This is a genomic window from Pseudoxanthomonas sp. X-1 (genome assembly GCF_020042665.1).
In the GTDB taxonomy this organism is placed as follows: Bacteria; Pseudomonadota; Gammaproteobacteria; order Xanthomonadales; family Xanthomonadaceae; genus Pseudoxanthomonas_A; species Pseudoxanthomonas_A spadix_A.
On record NZ_CP083376.1, the window covers coordinates 788,144 to 806,370 of the forward strand.

At 66.3% G+C, this 18,227-nt stretch carries 22 protein-coding genes; 6 read left to right on the forward strand and 16 right to left on the reverse strand.

The window, feature by feature from the left end; all coding sequences use genetic code 11:
* Window positions 1-157 precede the first annotated feature (157 nt).
* The 8 genes from LAJ50_RS03565 to LAJ50_RS03600 all read right to left on the reverse strand — a co-directional run bounded on the left by LAJ50_RS03565 (window position 158) and on the right by LAJ50_RS03600 (window position 5,208).
* Entirely contained in the window at window positions 158-757 is a 600-nt protein-coding gene (locus LAJ50_RS03565; protein WP_138653266.1) for a S26 family signal peptidase, read from the reverse strand.
* Window positions 754-1,311 (reverse strand): DUF2840 domain-containing protein, encoded by a 558-nt coding sequence (locus tag LAJ50_RS03570; protein WP_138653264.1) that lies wholly within the window; start codon window positions 1,309-1,311, stop codon window positions 754-756. The genes LAJ50_RS03565 and LAJ50_RS03570 overlap by 4 nt, the downstream gene beginning before the upstream one ends.
* Window positions 1,308-1,571: a chromosome partitioning protein ParB gene (locus LAJ50_RS03575; RefSeq protein WP_138653262.1), complete on the reverse strand. Its 264-nt coding sequence runs from the start codon at window positions 1,569-1,571 to the stop codon at window positions 1,308-1,310. Before LAJ50_RS03575 ends, LAJ50_RS03570 begins: the two co-directional genes overlap by 4 nt.
* Window positions 1,568-2,206, reverse strand: a complete 639-nt coding sequence (gene parA, locus LAJ50_RS03580; protein WP_138653260.1) for a ParA family partition ATPase — start codon at window positions 2,204-2,206, stop codon at window positions 1,568-1,570. Before parA ends, LAJ50_RS03575 begins: the two co-directional genes overlap by 4 nt.
* Window positions 2,207-2,471: 265 nt before the next feature.
* Entirely contained in the window at window positions 2,472-3,317 is an 846-nt protein-coding gene (locus LAJ50_RS03585) for a replication initiator protein A (protein WP_138653256.1), read from the reverse strand.
* A gap of 26 nt (window positions 3,318-3,343) precedes the next feature.
* Window positions 3,344-3,628: a helix-turn-helix domain-containing protein gene (locus LAJ50_RS03590; RefSeq protein ID WP_138653254.1), complete on the reverse strand. Its 285-nt coding sequence runs from the start codon at window positions 3,626-3,628 to the stop codon at window positions 3,344-3,346.
* A gap of 88 nt (window positions 3,629-3,716) precedes the next feature.
* Entirely contained in the window at window positions 3,717-4,505 is a 789-nt protein-coding gene (locus LAJ50_RS03595) for a DUF2285 domain-containing protein (protein WP_138653252.1), read from the reverse strand.
* 352 nt (window positions 4,506-4,857) lie between these two features.
* The gene (locus tag LAJ50_RS03600; protein ID WP_205961530.1) at window positions 4,858-5,208 is read right to left on the reverse strand and encodes a DUF2958 domain-containing protein; all 351 of its coding nucleotides are present in this window, start codon (window positions 5,206-5,208) and stop codon (window positions 4,858-4,860) included.
* A gap of 318 nt (window positions 5,209-5,526) precedes the next feature.
* Here LAJ50_RS03600 and LAJ50_RS03605 point away from each other — a divergent pair, with 318 nt between their 5' ends.
* Window positions 5,527-5,820: a helix-turn-helix transcriptional regulator gene (locus LAJ50_RS03605; protein WP_138653248.1), complete on the forward strand. Its 294-nt coding sequence runs from the start codon at window positions 5,527-5,529 to the stop codon at window positions 5,818-5,820.
* 70 nt (window positions 5,821-5,890) lie between these two features.
* Here the strand turns inward: LAJ50_RS03605 and LAJ50_RS03610 are convergent, their stop codons facing one another.
* The 6 genes from LAJ50_RS03610 to radC all read right to left on the reverse strand — a co-directional run bounded on the left by LAJ50_RS03610 (window position 5,891) and on the right by radC (window position 12,277).
* Entirely contained in the window at window positions 5,891-6,205 is a 315-nt protein-coding gene (locus tag LAJ50_RS03610) for a DUF736 domain-containing protein (RefSeq protein WP_138653246.1), read from the reverse strand.
* Window positions 6,206-6,964: 759 nt separating this feature from the next.
* A complete protein-coding gene (locus LAJ50_RS03615; RefSeq protein WP_138653244.1) occupies window positions 6,965-9,007 on the reverse strand; it encodes a ParB N-terminal domain-containing protein in 2,043 nt (680 codons plus the stop codon).
* A 79-nt stretch (window positions 9,008-9,086) separates the two neighbouring features.
* On the reverse strand, window positions 9,087-9,911 hold the full coding sequence (locus LAJ50_RS03620) for a DUF932 domain-containing protein (protein ID WP_138653242.1): 825 nt from the start codon (window positions 9,909-9,911) through the stop codon (window positions 9,087-9,089).
* Between the two features lie 692 nt (window positions 9,912-10,603).
* Window positions 10,604-10,882 (reverse strand): hypothetical protein, encoded by a 279-nt coding sequence (locus LAJ50_RS03625; protein WP_138653240.1) that lies wholly within the window; start codon window positions 10,880-10,882, stop codon window positions 10,604-10,606.
* Window positions 10,883-11,180: 298 nt separating this feature from the next.
* Window positions 11,181-11,528, reverse strand: a complete 348-nt coding sequence (locus LAJ50_RS03630) for a DUF2958 domain-containing protein (protein WP_138653238.1) — start codon at window positions 11,526-11,528, stop codon at window positions 11,181-11,183.
* A 239-nt stretch (window positions 11,529-11,767) separates the two neighbouring features.
* On the reverse strand, window positions 11,768-12,277 hold the full coding sequence (gene radC, locus LAJ50_RS03635; protein ID WP_138653236.1) for a DNA repair protein RadC: 510 nt from the start codon (window positions 12,275-12,277) through the stop codon (window positions 11,768-11,770).
* A gap of 385 nt (window positions 12,278-12,662) precedes the next feature.
* Between radC and LAJ50_RS03640 the strand changes: the two genes are divergently transcribed.
* From LAJ50_RS03640 to arsH, 5 genes are read left to right on the forward strand one after another with little or no spacing between them, the layout of a single operon-like run.
* On the forward strand, window positions 12,663-12,986 hold the full coding sequence (locus LAJ50_RS03640) for a helix-turn-helix domain-containing protein (RefSeq protein ID WP_138653234.1): 324 nt from the start codon (window positions 12,663-12,665) through the stop codon (window positions 12,984-12,986).
* 4 nt (window positions 12,987-12,990) lie between these two features.
* On the forward strand, window positions 12,991-13,488 hold the full coding sequence (locus LAJ50_RS03645; protein WP_138653232.1) for an arsenate reductase ArsC: 498 nt from the start codon (window positions 12,991-12,993) through the stop codon (window positions 13,486-13,488).
* A 10-nt stretch (window positions 13,489-13,498) separates the two neighbouring features.
* Window positions 13,499-14,575, forward strand: a complete 1,077-nt coding sequence (arsB, locus tag LAJ50_RS03650) for an ACR3 family arsenite efflux transporter (RefSeq protein ID WP_138653230.1) — start codon at window positions 13,499-13,501, stop codon at window positions 14,573-14,575.
* Between the two features lie 16 nt (window positions 14,576-14,591).
* Entirely contained in the window at window positions 14,592-15,014 is a 423-nt protein-coding gene (gene arsC, locus LAJ50_RS03655) for an arsenate reductase (glutaredoxin) (RefSeq protein WP_138653228.1), read from the forward strand.
* On the forward strand, window positions 15,007-15,729 hold the full coding sequence (gene arsH / locus LAJ50_RS03660; protein ID WP_138653226.1) for an arsenical resistance protein ArsH: 723 nt from the start codon (window positions 15,007-15,009) through the stop codon (window positions 15,727-15,729). Before arsC ends, arsH begins: the two co-directional genes overlap by 8 nt.
* Window positions 15,730-15,763: 34 nt before the next feature.
* On the opposite strand, the gene LAJ50_RS03665 is transcribed toward arsH, so the two are convergent.
* Together LAJ50_RS03665 and LAJ50_RS03670 are read right to left on the reverse strand one after the other, a co-directional pair.
* The gene (locus LAJ50_RS03665; RefSeq protein ID WP_138653224.1) at window positions 15,764-16,927 is read right to left on the reverse strand and encodes a PDDEXK nuclease domain-containing protein; all 1,164 of its coding nucleotides are present in this window, start codon (window positions 16,925-16,927) and stop codon (window positions 15,764-15,766) included.
* The gene (locus LAJ50_RS03670; protein WP_138653222.1) at window positions 16,924-18,123 is read right to left on the reverse strand and encodes a site-specific integrase; all 1,200 of its coding nucleotides are present in this window, start codon (window positions 18,121-18,123) and stop codon (window positions 16,924-16,926) included. The genes LAJ50_RS03665 and LAJ50_RS03670 overlap by 4 nt, the downstream gene beginning before the upstream one ends.
* Between the last annotated feature and the right edge of the window lie 104 nt (window positions 18,124-18,227).

Sequence of the window (18,227 nt, forward strand, 5' to 3'; positions counted from 1 at the left end):
CAAGACGCCTGCACGCTGGACCGCTGCGCCGGATGTTGCGCGAGGCGCGGCGCGGATGCGCTCGCGCTGCACGCGCGACGACACGGCAGCAGCAGCCGGAACGACATGCCCGATGGCACGATGAGATGCACGGCATGGTGCAGAGAATCGGCGGCCATCATGGGCGTGTCTCCAGCCAAACCGGATGCGCAACGCCGATCACGGCGGATGCGCTGACCGGCCCGAAATACCGGCTGTCGAACGAGGCCGGATTCGTCACGCTCAACAGGAACAGCTCGCCCGGTTCGAGGCGGCGGCAAAGCTGCAAGGATGGCAGCGGCCGGCCCAGCCGGTCGGCACGCAGCGCGGTGGCCGCAGGCACACCGTCGATGCGTACCTGACCGGCGACGATGCAGACGTGTTGCGGCACGACTGCGCCCACACGTTTGAGCAGCGGAACACGGGTGGGCAGGTAGCCGCGCTGCGCGGCCAGCGTGGCGGCCCTGTCGGGCAGCGGCACCAGCACGATGCTGTCCACGGACAGCGGACGTGGCAGCGAGGCGGTGCGCGGGTCGAACGGTTCGATGCGATACCAGCCGACCGCCACGCTGTCGGACGGGTTGTAGGTCAGACGCGGCAGCGGCGACACGAAAGCCGCCCAGGCTAGCGCAGCGAGGCCGACGGCGGCGAAGCCCGCCAGCACGATGCGAACGCGCAGGCGCGAGCGAGGATGCGGCGCGGCTTCGGGCGTGCGCGCGGTGGTGGATTGGGTCGTCATGGCAGCGCCCTCCCGGCCAACCAGGCGGCGTGCCGCTCGGCGGTGTATTCGGGCAGCGGCAGGCGGGCCGCCAGACGGTTGCCCAGCGTGCGCCAGTACGCGGGCGACACGTCGATGGCAGCGATGCCCAGCGCCTCAATGCCGTCGATGCGTTCCAGCACGGCACGCACCGCGTTTTCGCCTTCGGCGTGCAGCAGCAGGCGTGCGCCCGGCCGCACGCCGGGGATGCGCTGCATGTCGTCCAGCGGCGTGGCGGCTTGCATCACCGTGAGTTGCCAGCGGATCGTGCCGTAGTCGTTTGCTTCCCAGCGCACGCGGCAGAACATTGCACGCGGCAGGAATACCGCGCAGCGCCGCCAGCGGTCGAGCCGCAGCGTGCGCGCCGGTTCGCCGAAACGCAGGTAGAGCTTGAAGCGCGGTTCGATATAGGCGAGCGATACGCGAGTCAGTGGCACGCTGCCAGCCTGGCCGGAGAGTGCCGAGAGCGAAGGTGGCGGCGCAGCAGCCGGTGCAGCCGTCGCCGCGTCAGCGGCAGGCAAGGCGGATGCGTTCATGGCAGGTTCTCCGAGCGGTTGTCGGGGAACTCTCGTTCCAGCAGGCCGCGCAGCAACTCGGCCACGGTCACGCCTCGCGTGAAGGCCGACACCTTGATGCGAGCACGCATCGCGGGTGTGATGTCGAGGGTCAGGCGTGCGGTGTAGAGGTCGCCTTTGTTGAGTGCATCGGCATCGCCCTGGCGAATCCACGCCTCGGCGTGCGGATTCGCGGGTGGACGTGCGCCGATGCCGACGCGCTTGCTGCGCGGGCCGCTCATGTCGGCCACCGCAGCAGTTCATCGGTGAGCGCGGCGATCTCGCGTGCGGCGGCGCTGTCGGGCGCCGTCTCGCGGGCGAGCCGGCCAGCGGCCACGCTGTCGGCGAAGACGATGCGCTGGCGCACTTCGCTGCGCAGCGCCGGCAGCGGCTGTTCGGCCAGCGATTGCCGTGCTTCTCTGCCGATGATGGTGGTACTGACGCGCCGATTGATGACGAAGGCCGCGCGCAGCGCAGGCCGGAACACCTGTGCCTCGCGGATCAGCGCCACCATCTCGGCGCTGGCCCACAGGTCATACGGGCTGGGCTGCACGGGAATCAGCACGCGCTCGGCCGCCAGCAGCGCGGAACGCGCCAGGGCGGCGATGCGCGGCGGGCCGTCGATGACGATGTGATCGGCCCGCCTGGCGAGTTCGGGCGCTTCCTGATGCAAGGTTTCGCGGGCGAGGCCCACGGCGCTGAACAGCCGGGGCAAGCCCTGCTGGCTTCTGCGCTGCGTCCAGTCGAGCGAGGAACCCTGCGGGTCGGCATCCAGCAGGATGACGTGCAGGCTGCGCATCGCCAGCTCGCCCGCGATGTGGGTGGCGAGCGTGGTCTTGCCGACACCGCCTTTCTGGTTGAGCAAAGCGACGATCATGGCGCGGCCCTCCCTGCTGGAAAGCCGGGCTTTGCCTGCCGTGCGAAAGGCTGTTCGCCGTGCCGTTTTGCGGTTGTCCACCGAAACGGCGCTTCTCTACTAAAAGTTAGAGAATTTAAGTTAGGAATGTTAGATGGCGACGAAACCCAATGCTGGCAAGGGTTTGCGGCCGATTTTGTTGCCTGATAGCACGAGGATTTGTTGCCTGATAGCACGAGTCCCCTGTTGCCTGATAGCACGAGTGAATCCACAGGTTTTCCCGCACTTATCCCCGTGCCGTATGCAGCACGGGCCGGAAGGTCAGCAGCTCGATTTTCTCGCCCGGCATCCGCTCGATGCCCAGGACGTAGCCGGGCAGCGATTGCCGCGCCACCAAGGCGCGCAGATCGGCGGCGAAGTCGTAGTAGCGCGCCACGCTGCCCGACTTGCGGTACAGGTGCTGGAAATCGAATTGCCAGCCGTGTTCCTGTCGCCCGCCGTGCTTGCGCACCAGGCGGTACAGCCACCGCTCGATGCCGCCAGTCAGCCGGAAATAGGTCGGGTCGATGGTCAGCACCAGGGCCGCGTCCACCACGCCCGCGTAGAACCAGTCCGGCAGGATCAGCTCGATGCCCAGCGGCGTGCCGCTGGCGTCGGCCAGTTCCTTCCACTCGTTGATCCACGAGAAGCGATGCAGGCGCCGGCCTGTTGTCTCTCGGATGGACGTGGCCACCGTGGTCGATTGCAGGCGATCCAGGGCCGCTTTGAGGCGCTGGTAGTCGCGCAGCGACGTACCGCGCCCGATGAAGCGCAGGATCTCGTAGGGGCGCACCTGCATCAGCCGCGAGGTCGGGATGCCCGCGTCGCGGGCTTCCACGATCTGCGAGGCGGCCCAAATCAGAATATCGGCATCCCATATCGTGGCGATGCCGTGCTCCTGCGTGCCTTCCACGCGGATGGTAATGCCACCCGCTCGGAAGTCGATCGCCGCGGTGCGCCGCGACTTGGCGAGCGAGAAGAACGGAAAGGCCATCAAGTCCTGGCTGTCGCGTGGTGCCATGTCGCCCGGCAGCGCGCGGAACAGGTCGAGCTGTTCGCGCTGCTGCAAGGCTCGCCCTGACGGGCTGGACATGGCGAAGGCCACCCACGCGCCGACGGTCAGCGGCCATCACGGTAGTCGCCCGCGTGCCGTTCGGCATATTCCGGGTCGGAAGTCGCCTCGTAGCTGCGCTGGTCAGCCCAGGCATCGAGGTCGCTCACGGCGTACATGACGCGGCGGCCGAACTTGCGAAACTTCGGGCCGCCGCCGATCACGCGCTGCTTCTCCAGCGTGCGCGGCGAAAGGCGCAAGTATTGGGCGGCTTCATCGTTGGTCAGGTAGCGTTGGGGCTGCGCGGGCGCAGCGACAGCAGCGGCGGCAGGCCGCAAGGGAGCGGGTCGCATGGGATGTACCTCCATCAAGCCCGGCAGCACCACGCGGCCGGATAGAGGCACTTTCGAGAAAGCGAGGCTTCTTGCTAAGGGACGTTCTTCAAGGGACGCGAAACGTCCCCCCGTGCAACGGTGGCGGAAGCTGTGCCAGGCGGCGGTAGCCGCCGCGCATCAGCGCATCGCCCCGGCGCACCAGCCGCCGCACGCGGGCACGCAAGGCGCTGTCCTTGTGCCAGTCGGCCGCGACGGCATCCGCGCCGAACAGCCCTTCGGCCACCACACGCAAGGACGCGCCCGTGAGGGTCCCGTCGAGCGCCTGCAAGGTGTGCAGTTCCAGCACCGCGGCAGGCGTAGGCCGGGAACGGGCCGCTGCCGCAGGCGCGGCCCCGGTCGCGGCGGACAGCGCATCCAGCCCGGCCGCCAGCGCACGGTAGCGCGCGCAAGGCGTGGTGCAGGCGCGGATGGCGTAGAGGTAAGCCATACCGTCTTCCAGTCCCGGCGCGAGTGCGAGCCGCACGCAGCAGCCGGGCCAGCGCGACACCAGCACCAGGCGCTTTCCGTCGTGGATCAGATGCTTGTCGCCAGGGACGCGCCAGAACGCGAAGGCGTCGGCCTCCGGTGGTGGGTCGGCGTCCGGGTAGAGCTGGAGCACGCCGTCATGGTCGGGGAACCAGGCCGGATGCGCGTCCCGCGCGTCCAGGTCTGGATTTTCCAGCAGGCGCAGGCCCCAGCGTTCGGCGGCCTCCGGCCGGCGACGACGGCGCAGCCAGTCGCGGCGGTAATAGGAGTTTCGGCGCAGGTATTCCCACGCCAGCGCGGGGCCGTTGAGGTGCAGCGTGTAGAGATAGGCGGCGGTGGGATACCAGTGCTCGGCGCTCGGTTCAGCCATGACGCAATCTCCTGTCGGTTAGCAGGAACGTCGCCACGGATTTCGCTGTACGGAGCTATCGAATCGCCATCAAACTGTCGTCGGGTCGGGATAGGCTGGAGTGGTAGGTGTCAAGACCGATTGGCTCCGAAGAATTGCGAAAATCGTCTCAATGCGACGGCTGAAACGCCGGAAAATTGGCGTCAGCATCGGGCACCGTGCCGAAACCCGCGCCAAAGATCATGTCTATTTTGGTCTGGCACGCACCGATTTTGTGCAATGAAGCCGATCAAGACCCGTTCGGTCTTGACCAAGACCGAAATAGTCACGATGCGCTCGCCTTGGCTCGGCTTTTCCCTGCCTTCGTGGCCGGTCAGTCCGTGATCGAGCCGTTCTCCTGCGCCAGCCGGACGTACTCCGACAGCGGGCGTGCCGCCAGGAAATAGCGATCGCGCATCACCGACTGCTGTCGCGGCCCGACGATAGATGCCAGATCGGACAGCTTCACCGTTCCCAGCGCCGGCAGGCCGATGCCCAGGTCGATCAGTCCCCAGGCCGTATCGCCATCGGTCGGGTCGAGTGCGGCCAGCAGCCAGGTGGCGTGTGCGTCGGGCGTGAACAACCGCACCACCGGCACGGGGTCGATGCCTTGGCCGGCGGCGCGTGCCTCGCCGACGGCGAGAAGTTGCACACGCTGTTCGGCGGTGATGAGCGATTGGGTCATGGCCGACACTCCCACGAAACCGGGGATGCACGGAGACGCTTTGCCGCCAAGACGCGGAAGCGTCGAGGCGGATGCGTGCTTTCGTGCGGAAGCACGAAGGCGCAAGCCGTCGAATCCGTACATGCACGGAAACGTAGAAGCGGAATTGCGTAGGTCAGGAAAGGCACGGATGCGGTTCCCCGTTTCTGTGGAAAGCCGCCGAAGCGGATTTCCGTAAAGGCACGAATACGGAAATCAACAACACCAAATGCGCACTATAATTTGTAGCGTTATAGTGTGCAATCGGCTGTCATCTTGGTTTTCTAAGGGAAACCATAGGTGGCGGCGAAAGGCTCATTGGCGACGGCGATAAGGACAGTCAGGAAGGCGCGCGGCTTGAGCCAGGAAGCGTTCTCCGACGTGTCCAGCCGTACCTATATGAGCCTGCTGGAACGCAACCTGCAAAGCCCGACCCTGCACAAGCTGACCGAGCTGTGCGAGGTCATGGAAGTGCATCCCCTGACATTGCTGACGCTGGCGTATGCCGGCGATAGCACGCGCATGGCCGATGAGCTTCTGGCGCAGGTGCGCCAGGAGCTTGAGGCCGTCTTGAAGGAGCGCGACGCGCCATAGGCGCGTGCGTGACGTGCTGCGCCAGCAGCACGGCGCCCCGCCGCAGTGGGCGGGGCGCGGTGGGCGGCCGTCAGGCCGCCTTGGGCTTGCTGCGCGACCAGATCAGGTCGTGCGTGCCATTCTCGCCTTCGATCAGGCGGGCATAGACCGTTGCCGGGAACGAAGGATCGTCGAGGGTCACGGACAGGTAATCCCGCCCGGCCTCGCTGGTCTTTTTCCACGCCGCGCCGATGTCGTGGCCTGCCGCCTGCACGCGGAAGTCGGGGGCGCTCTCGCTGTCGCCCTTGTCGTTGGGAGCAAGTTTGACCTTGACGTTCAGGGTCAGGGTGCGGAGCTGGCCGGTGAAGCCGTCTTTCTCTGCGGTGAAGGTGCCGATGTTAGCCATGATGTTTCTCCTTTCGGGTTGAACAAGGTCGCGCCATTGCGTCCTTGTTGTGATCCGGCCGGCGGGGGATGGGCGGGCCGCACCGCTTGCGGTCGAAACGTAGTGGAGAACCTGGAAGCGAAAAGAATTTGTCCCGCGAGGAATGCGCGCAGCACAGGGGAAATTATTTTCGCTGCAAGGTTGCGGCCATGAAGCCCAAGGCGCAGCCGCGCCACCGCCAGGATTCACAACGAGACAAGGACGCAGGGGCCGCCCTGTCCCGAATGGAGAGATGGCCGACTCGGCATCCCCGCGTGACGGCTACACCGGCCTGCGCCCTGACGCTGGCAAGGCCAACCCTCAACGACAAAGCGAGAACGCCCCTTGTCGCCACAGGCGGCAACGTGCTTGAGGCGTGGCGTGGAAGCTCCATAGGCGTGGCCGGGCGGCGTGTTCGTGGCCCGTCCTTCGTGACGTGGTTGATCTGAACCGCCAGCGTCGAGGACGGCACGCTTTCGTGCAACCTGCCGCAGCAAGCTACGGCGTAGCCGCCCGCGCTTCCGCCCATTGCGGCGGGGCGCTATCGAAATCCTGCCCGCGCCAGCGGGCGCCGATGGCTGTACCGCGTGCAAGGTACTTGCACGCCCGCCACGTTGCCGCCTGGTCGAAGGCGGCAACGTGGCGATTTTGATTTCGACGTTGAAACCGGGCGCGGCCACCGCCGCGCCCGGTTCTGGATAAGGAAACCCCGGCGCTACGCGCCGGGGCCGTGCTACTGCCTCACGCGGCCAGCGCGTGCGCGTCCTCCACCTCGGTGGCATCTTCCGGCGCATCCACTTCGCCCGCCACCTCCGGCACATCCTCCGGCTCGGTGTGGTGGTCGTTTAGGAACACGGCGGGCATCCAGCCACTGCCATCGGCCAGCCGTTCGGCTTCGCTGGCAATGTCGCCCTTCTTCAACTTTGCCAGCCGGGTGACGTTCGACGGTGCGAACGCGCCCACGGCTTCCAGAATCGCGGCCTTCGGCACATGCTGGAAATAGCCGTCAGCGGTGGGCTTCCACCATGCGGCCATGTCCAGCCCCACGGCCTGCGCCAGTTCCGCGCCCGGTTGCCGCGCCGTGGTGCGGGGTGTCACCACGTCCACCGTGGAAGCCACGCACACGGCCAGCAGCCGCACCAGTTCATCCTGCGACTTCGCCAGCAGCGCGGCGAACAGTTCGGCGCTGTCCTCCGGCAAGGCTTCGCCCGCGACTTCCTGCAAGGTGCGCAGCGCCACGGCGGCGGGCGATTCCGACACGTCCGGGGCAAGGCTTTCCAGCCGGTTTTGCAGTTTCAGGCTCACGCCCAGCGGCAGGTCGTGGCCGTAGTGGCTTTCCTGCAAGACGGTCTGCACCATGCCATGCACCAGCGCGGCCAGTGCCACCTGCGGATGCCGTGCGACTTCGATTTGCAGCGCGGCGGTGCGGTGGGCGCTCAACCGTTGCGCAAGCCGGTCGGACACGCTGGTGGTCTTGGGCGGTTCGGGTTCGTCGCCTTCGTCGTCGTTCGCGCTTTCCCCGCTGAAACCCTGCCGCAGCTTTTCCAGCGTGCGCAGCGCCTTGGCCTCGGCCTCGCGCAGCAACCCGCGATGAATCACGGCCTCGCCGTTGCGGTCGAGCGTGACGATGGCACCGGCCACGGCCCGCACGTCCGGGGCGTACTCGCGCAAGCCGTCCTCGATGGCTTGCAGTTCCTCGACCACCTGTTCGCGCCGTTCTTCCAGCGTTGCCGCCTTGTCCTCGTCCTCGGTGTCGTAGGCATCTTCCAGTTCGGCGTCGATCTTTTCGATGCGGGTTTGCAGCGAGGCGATGCGGCGGGCTTCGCGGGCGCTCGGTTCGCGGCGCTGGCGCGGCGCATTCTGGAACGCCTGCCGCTCGGCGTGGCTGATGTGCGGCACGGCTTCCACCCACGCCCAACCCTCGGCACGGATGCCATCGGCCAGCGCATCCAGCTTGCCGCGCACCAGCGTTTCCAGCAGCCCGGCATCGGTCAGGTAGGTTCCGGCATCGCCTTCGGCGAACAGGTCGCGGCGGATGCCGCCGCCTGCCGCCGTGTAGCTGTCCAGCCCGGCGAAGCGCACCAGCGGATGCGTGGCGGTGATTTCGCGCTCGGTCAGGCGGTCGCGCAGCGCTGACGCGCCGCGCTGCCATTCCAGCGCACCGTAGTACGCGGCTTCCTGTGCAGCGCGGTCGTCGGTGATGGTCAAGGCCATCAACTGTTCCAGCGTCGCGGCCCCGGCGCGGTAGTCGGCCAGCAGGCGCGGCGAGACGTTGGCCAGCTTCAAGCGGCGCTGCACCACCAGCGGAGTCACGCCGAAGTCGGCGGCAATGTCTTCGATGGGTCGGCCTTCCTTGACCAGCGCGGCGAAGGCCGCGAACTGGTCGGCGGGGTGCATGTTCTCGCGCTGCACGTTCTCGGCGAGGCTGACGGTACGGGCGGACGCATCGGCTACCAGCAGGCACGGCACCTCAACGTCGGCGGCGATGCGCTTCTTCTTCGCCAGCAGCTTCAACGCGGTCAGACGGCGGTCGCCTGCAACGACTTCGTACTGCTCGCCATCGGCGGACAGGATAACGATGAGGTTTTGCAGCAGGCCGACGCGGGCAATGCTCGCAGCCAGTTCGGGGATGGACTGGCGCGGGGTCATGCGGACGTTGCGCTTGGAGCGGCGCGGCAACAGTTGCGACAACGGAACCAGAATCAGGTTCTTGGTCGGGTCGGCCACTTCAAGCGGCGCGGCGGTTTCGATGGCGATGGCTTCGGTTTTCAGGACGGCGCTCATGGTGATAACTCCTTGCGGTTAGGGATGCAGCAGCGAGAGAAGCGGCAAGGGCTGCTGCCTGCCCCTGCCGCGTGGGGATTCAGGCTTTCAACTGGCGCAGGCCATCGGCCAGCAGCCATAGGGCGCGATTGAGGCGGATGCCGTTGTCGATGCCCTGCACCGGGCGCGTGGTCTGACGGCGACCGTTCGCGGCGCGGGCGGACAAGCCGCCTTTGATGAGGTTTTCTTGCGTGCGGTTGAACACGCTCCACAAGTCGCGGCGGCTGTCGTCATGGCGGCGCGGCAGCAGGATTTGCGATTCGGTGATGGGCGCGGGCTTGTCGTCGTCGTACTTCAACGCCAGCGCGGCGCGGGCGAACACTTCCGATTCCCCGGCATCCAGCGTGATGGCCTGCATGGCATCGCGGGATTCCTGCGCCCGGTCGAAACCGTGCAGGACTTCGTAAGCGCCTTCGATGACGTGCGCGGCTACGTCGCCCTTGTGGGGAACGCGCACGTCCGCCACGGTGTCGCCGCAAACGAGGCCGTTCTGGCACACGAAGCGGAACATCCCGGCCAGCATCTGATAACTGCTGGTGCCGTCGTGCGAGTTCAGCAGGATGATTTCGTTCGCTTCGCGTCCGTTGATCTGGCTGGCATGGCGCAGCCGAATCATGTGCTTGGTGTAGTCGCGGCGGTCGTCGTGGCGCACGCGGGTTTGCGTCACCATGAAAGGCTCGAATCCTTCCCCGCGCAGTTCTTGCAGCACGGTCGCGGTGGGGATGTAGCTGTACCGCTCGGAGCGGCTTTCGTGCGGGGCCTCCGCGAAGATGGACGGGGCCACGGCCCGGATTTGGTCATCGGACAAGGGATAGTCGGAACGCAGTACCGGCGAACGGGAAGCGAAGCGGGTGGCGAGTTGCATGGTCGTTTCTCCTGACAAAGAAAAAGAGGTTTGCTGTTCACACCGCACCGGATTCCTAGATTCGGAAGCCCAGCCTTTGACTTCCGGTGCGGTCGGCGCGAAGAACCCGGTCGGCCTTGTTGCCCCGTCTTTCCTGAGTTCATCGCCCGCGAAAACCGGGCGCTTGCCGAAGGGCCGTCAAGGAAGAAGTGCGGGGTTGGTGCGGCCCGCAGCCGCAGGCGAGGACACGGCCACGCACGCCTTGACGGCACGCAGGCACGCGCTACGGTCGCGGGAATGGCGATGAAGGAGAGGAAAGACGGAGACAGGCAACGGGCGACCCTGTGCGCAGACCGCACGCAAGCGAAGCGCGCAGGCCCGAAGCTGGAAGCCGGGCCGTAGGCGTCAGCCGAGCGGAGCGAGGGAACGATGGAAGCCCGTCAGGGGCGAGACTCGCGCAGCGAGGCTCGATGCGCAGCACGACAGCGCGACCGGCCATGTTTCTTGGCCGGGGACGCCCATGCAGTTGTGAAGATGCCGCGTGGATCTCCTGCACCGAGCGATGAACTGCCACGGCTTCGGTATGGCCGTGCCGGCGCAGCCGGGGCGGCGGGCTTGCAGGGGCGCCAAGCGAAGCGCGGCGGGGATGTGCCGAAGGCACTTCCCCTGGAGTGCAAGCGCAGCGCGCAGCGCCCCATTGGGGCGCGAAGGCATCAGGCTGGTTCGTCAGGGCGCAGGCTGGATTCCGCAGCCGGCATCCAAGGCGATGACGAATTCAGCAGGTAGCGCCTGCCAAGCGCATACAGGCCCGAAGGCCCGGCAGGCCGATAGAACCCGGTGACGCGGAGCCGGAACTGCAAGCCGGCGTCGTTCGTGTAGATCACCGCGTCGCCGATCTTGAAGCGCAAGGGCTGGCCGTTCTCCGGTGCGAACGGCTTGCGCGCATCGTGCTCTGCCGTGATTTCGATGATCCAATCGTGATGGCTGCTCATGGCATTCTCCTGTCGCACGGGCGGAATTGCCCGGAACCGTGGCGAGCACGGCGCAGCGCAGCAGTCAGGGGGCAAGGACGGCCGCCAGGCCGCAAGCGTGCAAGCACGCGCAGCCCTTGACGGCGAGAACGCCGTGGTACGGTGAAGGGAACAGCAAGACCGCCCAGCCTTCTCAATGCAGGCATGGACAGGCAATCGCAGCGCGCAGCGCGCAGCGCGCAGCGCCGCAGGCGCGAAGGTATCGACGAGCGCAGCAGAAAAAAAGCGCGCCGCCCGAAGGACGGCGCGCTTGCTTGGGCTACACGACGATCTGCCCGGCCCGCCGCGCATCACGCGCGTAGGCACTCAAGCGTTTCTCCGCGCGGAAGTGCAAATCGCGCTCGACTGGCAGGCCGAGGCGTCCGCGCACGGCCGCCAGCTCCTGAAAGCTGACCCAGCCAAGTTCTGGTTCGCCCAGGCCCAGGTCGCACAGGCCGAAAGCGTGGTCGTGGTCGTCCGGGTCAATCTCGGTCAGCAGCCAGGTCGCACCGGCGTCCGGTGTGAACAACTTGACCACGGGGGCCGGATCGAAGTGCGTGTTCTGGAGTGATTCGCGGCCGTTGGCCAGCAGCAAGAAGCGTTGTTCGTCAGTGATGAGTGCGTTCATGGCGATCTCCGGTTGCACGGGCGGAATTGCCCGGAACCGTCGCCAGCACAGCGCAGCGCAGCAGTCAGGGGGCGCAGCCGGCTACGGCCGCAAGCGCCAAAGGCGCGCAGCCCTTGACGGCGAGAACGCCGTGGTACGGTGAAGGGATCAGCAAGACCGCCCAGCTACCTTCAACGAAGGCACGGACAGGCAAGCGCAGCGCCTACGGGCGCAGCAAAAAGGGGCCGAAGCCCCTTGGGCTAGATCAGCCCGCGCTCGGCGAACGATGCCGCAGCGGCGCCGGCGACGATGATGTGGTCGAGCACGCGCACGTCCACCAAGGCCAGCGCCTGCTTGAGCCGCTGGGTCAGCGCCCGGTCGGCCGCACTCGGCTCCGGGTTCCCGCTCGGGTGGTTGTGGCTGATGACCACCGCCGCCGCGTTGAGCCGCAGCGCCGTCTTGACCACTTCGCGCGGATGCACCTCCGCACTGTCGATCGTGCCGCGGAACATCTCGGCATATTCAATCAGCCGATGGCGCGTATCGAGGAACAGCACCGCGAAGACTTCATGCTCGAAGCCGGCCAGCTTGGCGCGCAAGTAGTCCTTGACCGCCGCCGGCGAAGTGAACTCGTCGCCGCGCTGCATCTTCTGGTCGATGACCTGGCGCGCGGCTTCAAGAATCTGGTCGGCCGATGCCAGCGCATAGCGCCCGTGAGGGTCACGCACCAACAAAGCGGCATCGAACGAGGAAAAGGACAGTTGCGACATGATCGTGCTCCGGTTGCTCGGGCGGAATTGCCCGGAACCGTGTTCAGCACGGCGCAGCGCAAGCAGTCAGGGGTCAACGACGGCCGCCAGGCCGCAAGCGTGCAAGCACGCGCAGCCCTTGACGGCGAGAACACCGTGGTACGGTGAAGGGAACAGCAAGACCGCCTACACCCGCCCATTGCACACACCCGCCTTTGGCAAGCGGAGCGCGCAGGCCCGCCAAGGCCGAAGGCATCAGCCGAGCGGAGCGAGGGAACGACGGAAGCCCGTAGGGGCGAGATGCCGCAGGCGGCTCGATGCGCAGCACGAGGGCGCGTCGGCGGCACGCCGGGATGCCCTGGAGATTTCCCTCCCAATGATTCAATAATTGTTGTATCATCGAACAATGAACGAAGATCAAGCCGTTTCCGCCCTGAACGCCCTGGCCCACACCCAGCGCCTGCGCGTGTTCCGCGCCCTGATCGTTGCCGGCCCGGAAGGCATGACACCGAGCACGCTGGCCGACCAGCTCGACGTGGCCCGCAACACCTTGTCCTTCCATCTGAAGGAACTGGCCCATGCCGGCCTCGTCACCATCGAGCAGCAGGGCCGCAACCTGATCTATCGGGCCGAGTACGGCCACATGAACGGCCTGATCGGCTACCTGACCGAGCATTGCTGCCAAGGCGGCGTGTGCGAAGTCACCGAATCCACCCGCTGCGACTGCTGACACCATGACGACCGACACCACCTACAACGCCTTGTTCATCTGCACGGGCAATTCCGCCCGCTCCATCCTCGCCGAAGGCTTGCTCAACGCGCTGGGCCAAGGCCGTTTTCACGCCTATTCGGCCGGCAGTCACCCGAAGGGCGAGGTTCACCCGCTGGCGCTCGCCACGCTGGAGCGGCTGCACCTGCCGACGACCGACTACCGCAGCAAGAGCTGGGACGAGTTCGTGAAGCCCGACGCGCCGGTGTTCGACTTCATCTTCACCGTCTGCGACAACGCCGCCGGCGAGGCGTGTCCGCTGTGGCCGGGCAAGCCCGTGTCGGCCCATTGGGGCGTGCCCGACCCGGCCGCGGTCGAAGGCGCCGATGAGCAGCAGCGCAAAGCGTTCCTCGATGCAGCGATCACGCTGCGCCGACGCATCGAACTGTTCCTGTCGCTGCCGCTCCAGCGCCTCGATGCCATGTCCTTGCAGCGCGAACTGCGCGACATAGGCCGCCAGTGAGGCCCGCCCGATGACCGCAACCAATACCGCCGGCTCCACGCCGGCCGCGTCTGCCATGAGCGGCTTCGAGCGATACCTGAGCGTTTGGGTGGCGCTGTGCATCGTCGCCGGCATCGCCCTCGGCCAGTTCGCACCGGGCGTGTTCCAGGCCATCGGGCACATGGAAATCGCCCAGGTCAATCTGCCGGTTGGCTTGCTCATTTGGGTGATGATCGTGCCGATGCTGCTGAAAGTGGACTTCGGCGCACTCGGCCAGGTCGGGCAGCACTGGCGCGGCATCGGCGTCACGTTGTTCGTGAACTGGGCGGTCAAGCCGTTCTCGATGGCGCTGCTGGCGTGGATCTTCATTCGTCACCTTTTCGCACAGTGGCTGCCGGCCGAACAACTGGACAGCTACATCGCCGGCCTGATCCTGCTGGCCGCCGCGCCGTGTACGGCAATGGTCTTCGTCTGGAGCCGGCTGACCGGCGGCGACCCGGTGTTCACGCTGTCGCAAGTCGCGCTCAACGACACCATCATGGTGTTCGCCTTCGCGCCCGTCGTCGGCCTGCTGCTGGGCCTGTCGTCCATCACCGTGCCGTGGGACACGCTGCTGGTGTCGGTGGCGCTCTACATCGTCATCCCGGTCATCCTCGCCCAGTTCTGGCGCCGGGCGCTGCTGCGCCGGGGCCAGGCCACGTTCGACCGGGCGCTGGAGCGCATCGGCCCGTTGTCCATCGCGGCGCTGCTGCTGACGCTGGTGCTGCTGTTCGCCTTCCAGGGCGAGGCCATCATTCGACAGCCGCTGGTGATCGCCATGCTGGCGGTGCCGATCCTGATTCAAGTGTTCTTCAATTCCGGGCTGGCGTACTGGCTCAACCGCCAGGCGGGCGAAAAACACAACATCGCCTGTCCCTCGGCGCTGATCGGCGCGAGCAATTTCTTCGAGCTGGCCGTGGCCGCCGCCATCAGCCTGTTCGGTTTCCACTCCGGCGCGGCGCTGGCCACCGTGGTCGGCGTGCTGATCGAGGTGCCGGTGATGCTGCTGGTGGTGCGCGTGGTCAACCGCTCTCGCGGCTGGTACGAGCGCCGCGCGACCACTTCGTAATCTTCAAGAGCATCCCATGAACACCATCACGATCTACCACAACCCGGCCTGCGGCACCTCGCGCAACGTGCTCGGTCTGATCCGCAACAGCGGTGAGGAACCTTCCGTCATCGAGTACCTGAAAACGCCGCCCGACCGCGCCACGCTCCAGGCGCTGATCGCGGCGATGGGCGTGCCGGTGCGGGACGTGCTGCGCGAGAAAGGCACACCCTATGCCGACCTCGACCTGGGCAATCCGAAGTGGAGCGACGACGACCTGATCGGTTTCATGCTCCAGCATCCCATCCTCATCAACCGGCCGATCGTGGTCACGCCGCTGGGTACGCGCCTGTGCCGGCCGTCGGAAGCCGTGCTCGACCTGCTGCCGCAGCCGCAGCGCGGCGCGTTCAACAAGGAAGACGGCGAGCCGGTGGTCGATCAGGACGGCCGCCGTGTCTGAATCCCGCGTCGACCTGCCGAACATCGACACGGCGCTGTTCCAGCAACCGGACACCGAACACCTGTTCGCGCCGGCACGGGCCACGCACGTGCCGCGCTTCCTGCTGCTCTACGGTTCGCTGCGCGAACGCTCGTTCAGCCGCCTCGCCGCCGAAGAAGCGGCCCGGATCCTGCGGGCGCTGGGCGGCGAAACCCGGTTGTTCAATCCGTCCGGCCTGCCGCTGGTGGACGATGCGCCGGCCGATCACCCGAAGGTCAAGGAACTGCACGAACTGGTGCAATGGGCCGAAGGCATGGTGTGGAGTTCGCCAGAGCGCCACGGCGCGATGACCGGCCTGATGAAGACCCAAATCGACTGGATTCCGCTGTCGGTCGGCGCGGTGCGCCCGACCCAGGGCAAGACGCTGGCGGTGATGCAGGTATCGGGCGGCTCGCAGTCGTTCAACGCCGTCAACCAGATGCGCGTGCTCGGCCGCTGGATGCGGATGCTGACCGTCCCGAACCAGTCCTCGGTTGCCAAGGCGTACCAGGAGTTCGACGAGGCCGGACGCATGAAGCCCTCGGCCTACTACGACCGCATCGTGGACGTGATGGAAGAACTGATGAAGTTCACGCTGCTCACGCGCGACGCGGCCCCGTATCTGGTGGATCGGTACAGCGAACGCAAGGAAAGCGCCGAGGCGTCGAGCCGGCGGGTCAATCAGGCGGCGATTTGATCTTCCCCGCAGCCACTGGCAGCGGTACGCCCCGTTAGCGTTTGCGCGTGTTGGGGCGTGCCGTTCTGCGCGATTCGATCAGCCGCCGCGTGTTCTCCAGTTCCTTTTGCAGCATTTCGGCATCCGGCAGCACCATCTTGTAGTTCGCGGCCATCACCTTCGACGGCAACCCCTCCAGCGCGTACCGCGCCAAGGCGTGTCCCTTGTCTGCACACAAGATCAGGCCCACAGGCGGGTTCTCGTCGGCGAACGTCCAATGCTCTTTCGCGTAATTGCAATAAAGGTGCATCTGGCCCACGTCGGCATGGGTCAAGGCACCGAGCTTCAAGTCGATGATGACCAGGCAGCGCAACTTGCGATGGAAGAACAGCAAATCGACGCGATACCACGTCTGGTCGATGCGAAGCCGGCGCTGCCGCCCGACAAAGGTGAAGCCATCGCCCAATTCGAGCAGGAAGTCTTCTAGCCGCCGAATCAAGGCTTGTTCGAGGTCGGATTCGGAATACTCATCCTTGAGGTCAAGGAACTCCAGCACGAACGGGTCTTTGATCGCGTCGTCGGCCGTGACGGCATCGGCCGGCTTCGGCACGGCGCCCTTGACCAGCATCGCTGCCTTGTTCTTCGACAGCGCCGTGCGTTCGTAGAACTGGCTGCCGATCTGCCGGTCGAGCTGGCGCACGCTCCAGCCGCCGCGCAGGGCTTCGGCCTCGTAGAACTGGCGGGCGTGGTCGTCCTTGACCGTCAGCAGCCGGACATAGGCCGACCACGGCAGGGGGAAGACCTGGGCCAGTTCGTCCAGCCGCCACGGTCGCCCCTGCGCCAGCAGGGAGCGCCCTTGCGACAGCGCCGGGGAAGATTCGCTAGACACTGTCTGGCGAATTGGCCAGGTTAGGAAGAACGCCCGCATCTGCTGCAAGTTCGGGCGGCTGAACCCGCGCCCGAACTGCGCGGTCAGGTCGGCAGACAGCCGCTCCATCAACTGCTCGCCGTAGCCTGCGCGCCGCTTACCCTGCTGCTCGGCTTCCACGATGCGGCGGCCAATCTCCCAATAGCTCGCCGTCATCAGCGCATTGACGCTGCGCGCCGTCGCGCGGCGCGCAGCATCGAGCACTTCCACGATGCCGCTGTGAATGCCGGCATAGCCGGCCGGCAAGGCGGCGGGGGTTTCCTCCGCCGCCGCAAGCGTCTTCTTGGTCATGCCGTGACCTCCGCAGGGCGAGTTGCGCCGGTGATCGTCTTGCGCCGGTTCGCCACCAGTTCGGCCGCCTTGCGCACGGGGTCATCCTCGGTGTGGACGTAGCGCATGAACATCGCCACGGTCTTGTGCGCGGTCAGCGCCATGCCGACCTTGACCGGGATACCCGAGTTGGCAATGTCGGTCGCTGAGCGATGGCGGATGCCGTGCGTACCCACATGCGCGGCACCGGCTGCTTTCAGCGCGCGGCTCCAGCCGTTGTAATACTCGCCCGTGGTCAGGTGTTGGCCGGGATGGTTCGGGGACGGCAGCACATAGGGACAATCATCCCGGCGCGGCGCCGTCGAAAGCAGCCGATAGACTTCCTCGCTCATGGGCTTGGACATGCCGCCGGTCTTGCTGTCGGGCCAGACGACGCGCCGGTTCTCGAAGTCCACCCAATCCCATTGGAGCGTGACGATTTCGCCGCGACGGCCGGCGAACTCGAATTGCAGCCGGATCGCCAGTGGGATGACGTAGTTCTCCAGCCCCTCGACCTCCAGATGGTCAAGATGACGAAACAGCTTGCCCATGTCCTCGTCACTGATGAGGTGGGTGGCCTTGCCGTTGGGAAACATGGGGACGTGGCGGCACGGATTGGTGCCATCGGGCCGGTAGCCCCACACCTCGGCCAGATTGAACATCCGGCGCATGACGCTGAACGTCCGGTTCGCGTCGGCCGGCTTGTGCGTCATCTTCTTCATCATCCCGGCCACGTCCGGGCGCTTCACGTCCTGAACCTTCATGCGGCCGATCATCGGAACGATGTTGCGGTCGATGACGCTCTGGTAGCCTTCCTGCGTGCTGGGCTTGTTGCGCAGCTTGGAGTAGTCCTCCATGAACTTCGTGCATAGCTCCTTGACCGTGGGAGCTTTGCGCGCAGTCGCCTTGTCGGCGGACGGGTCGCCGCCCCGACGCACCTGGGCCAGCCATTCCTGCGCCAGCGAGCGGGCCTGTTCGACTGTCAGTTCCCCGTACAGGCCCAAGGCAGGCTTGCGGCGCTCCCCGGCGTTCGTCCGGTACTGGAGCATGAACACCTTGCGACCCGATGGGGTAATCTTGCACAAGAAGCCGGGCACCAGGGTGTCCCTGAGTTCGACGGCCTGCACCTGGGGTTGCGCCGCATCGACTGCGGACTTGGTGAGCTTGATTTTCGCCATGATGACTCCTCGGAAAGACCCGATTCCCAAGAGCCTCATAGGGGCCACCAGCCGGGAAGTTGGGTCAGGTTTCGGAAAGCACCGGCATATGTTGAACTCACCTA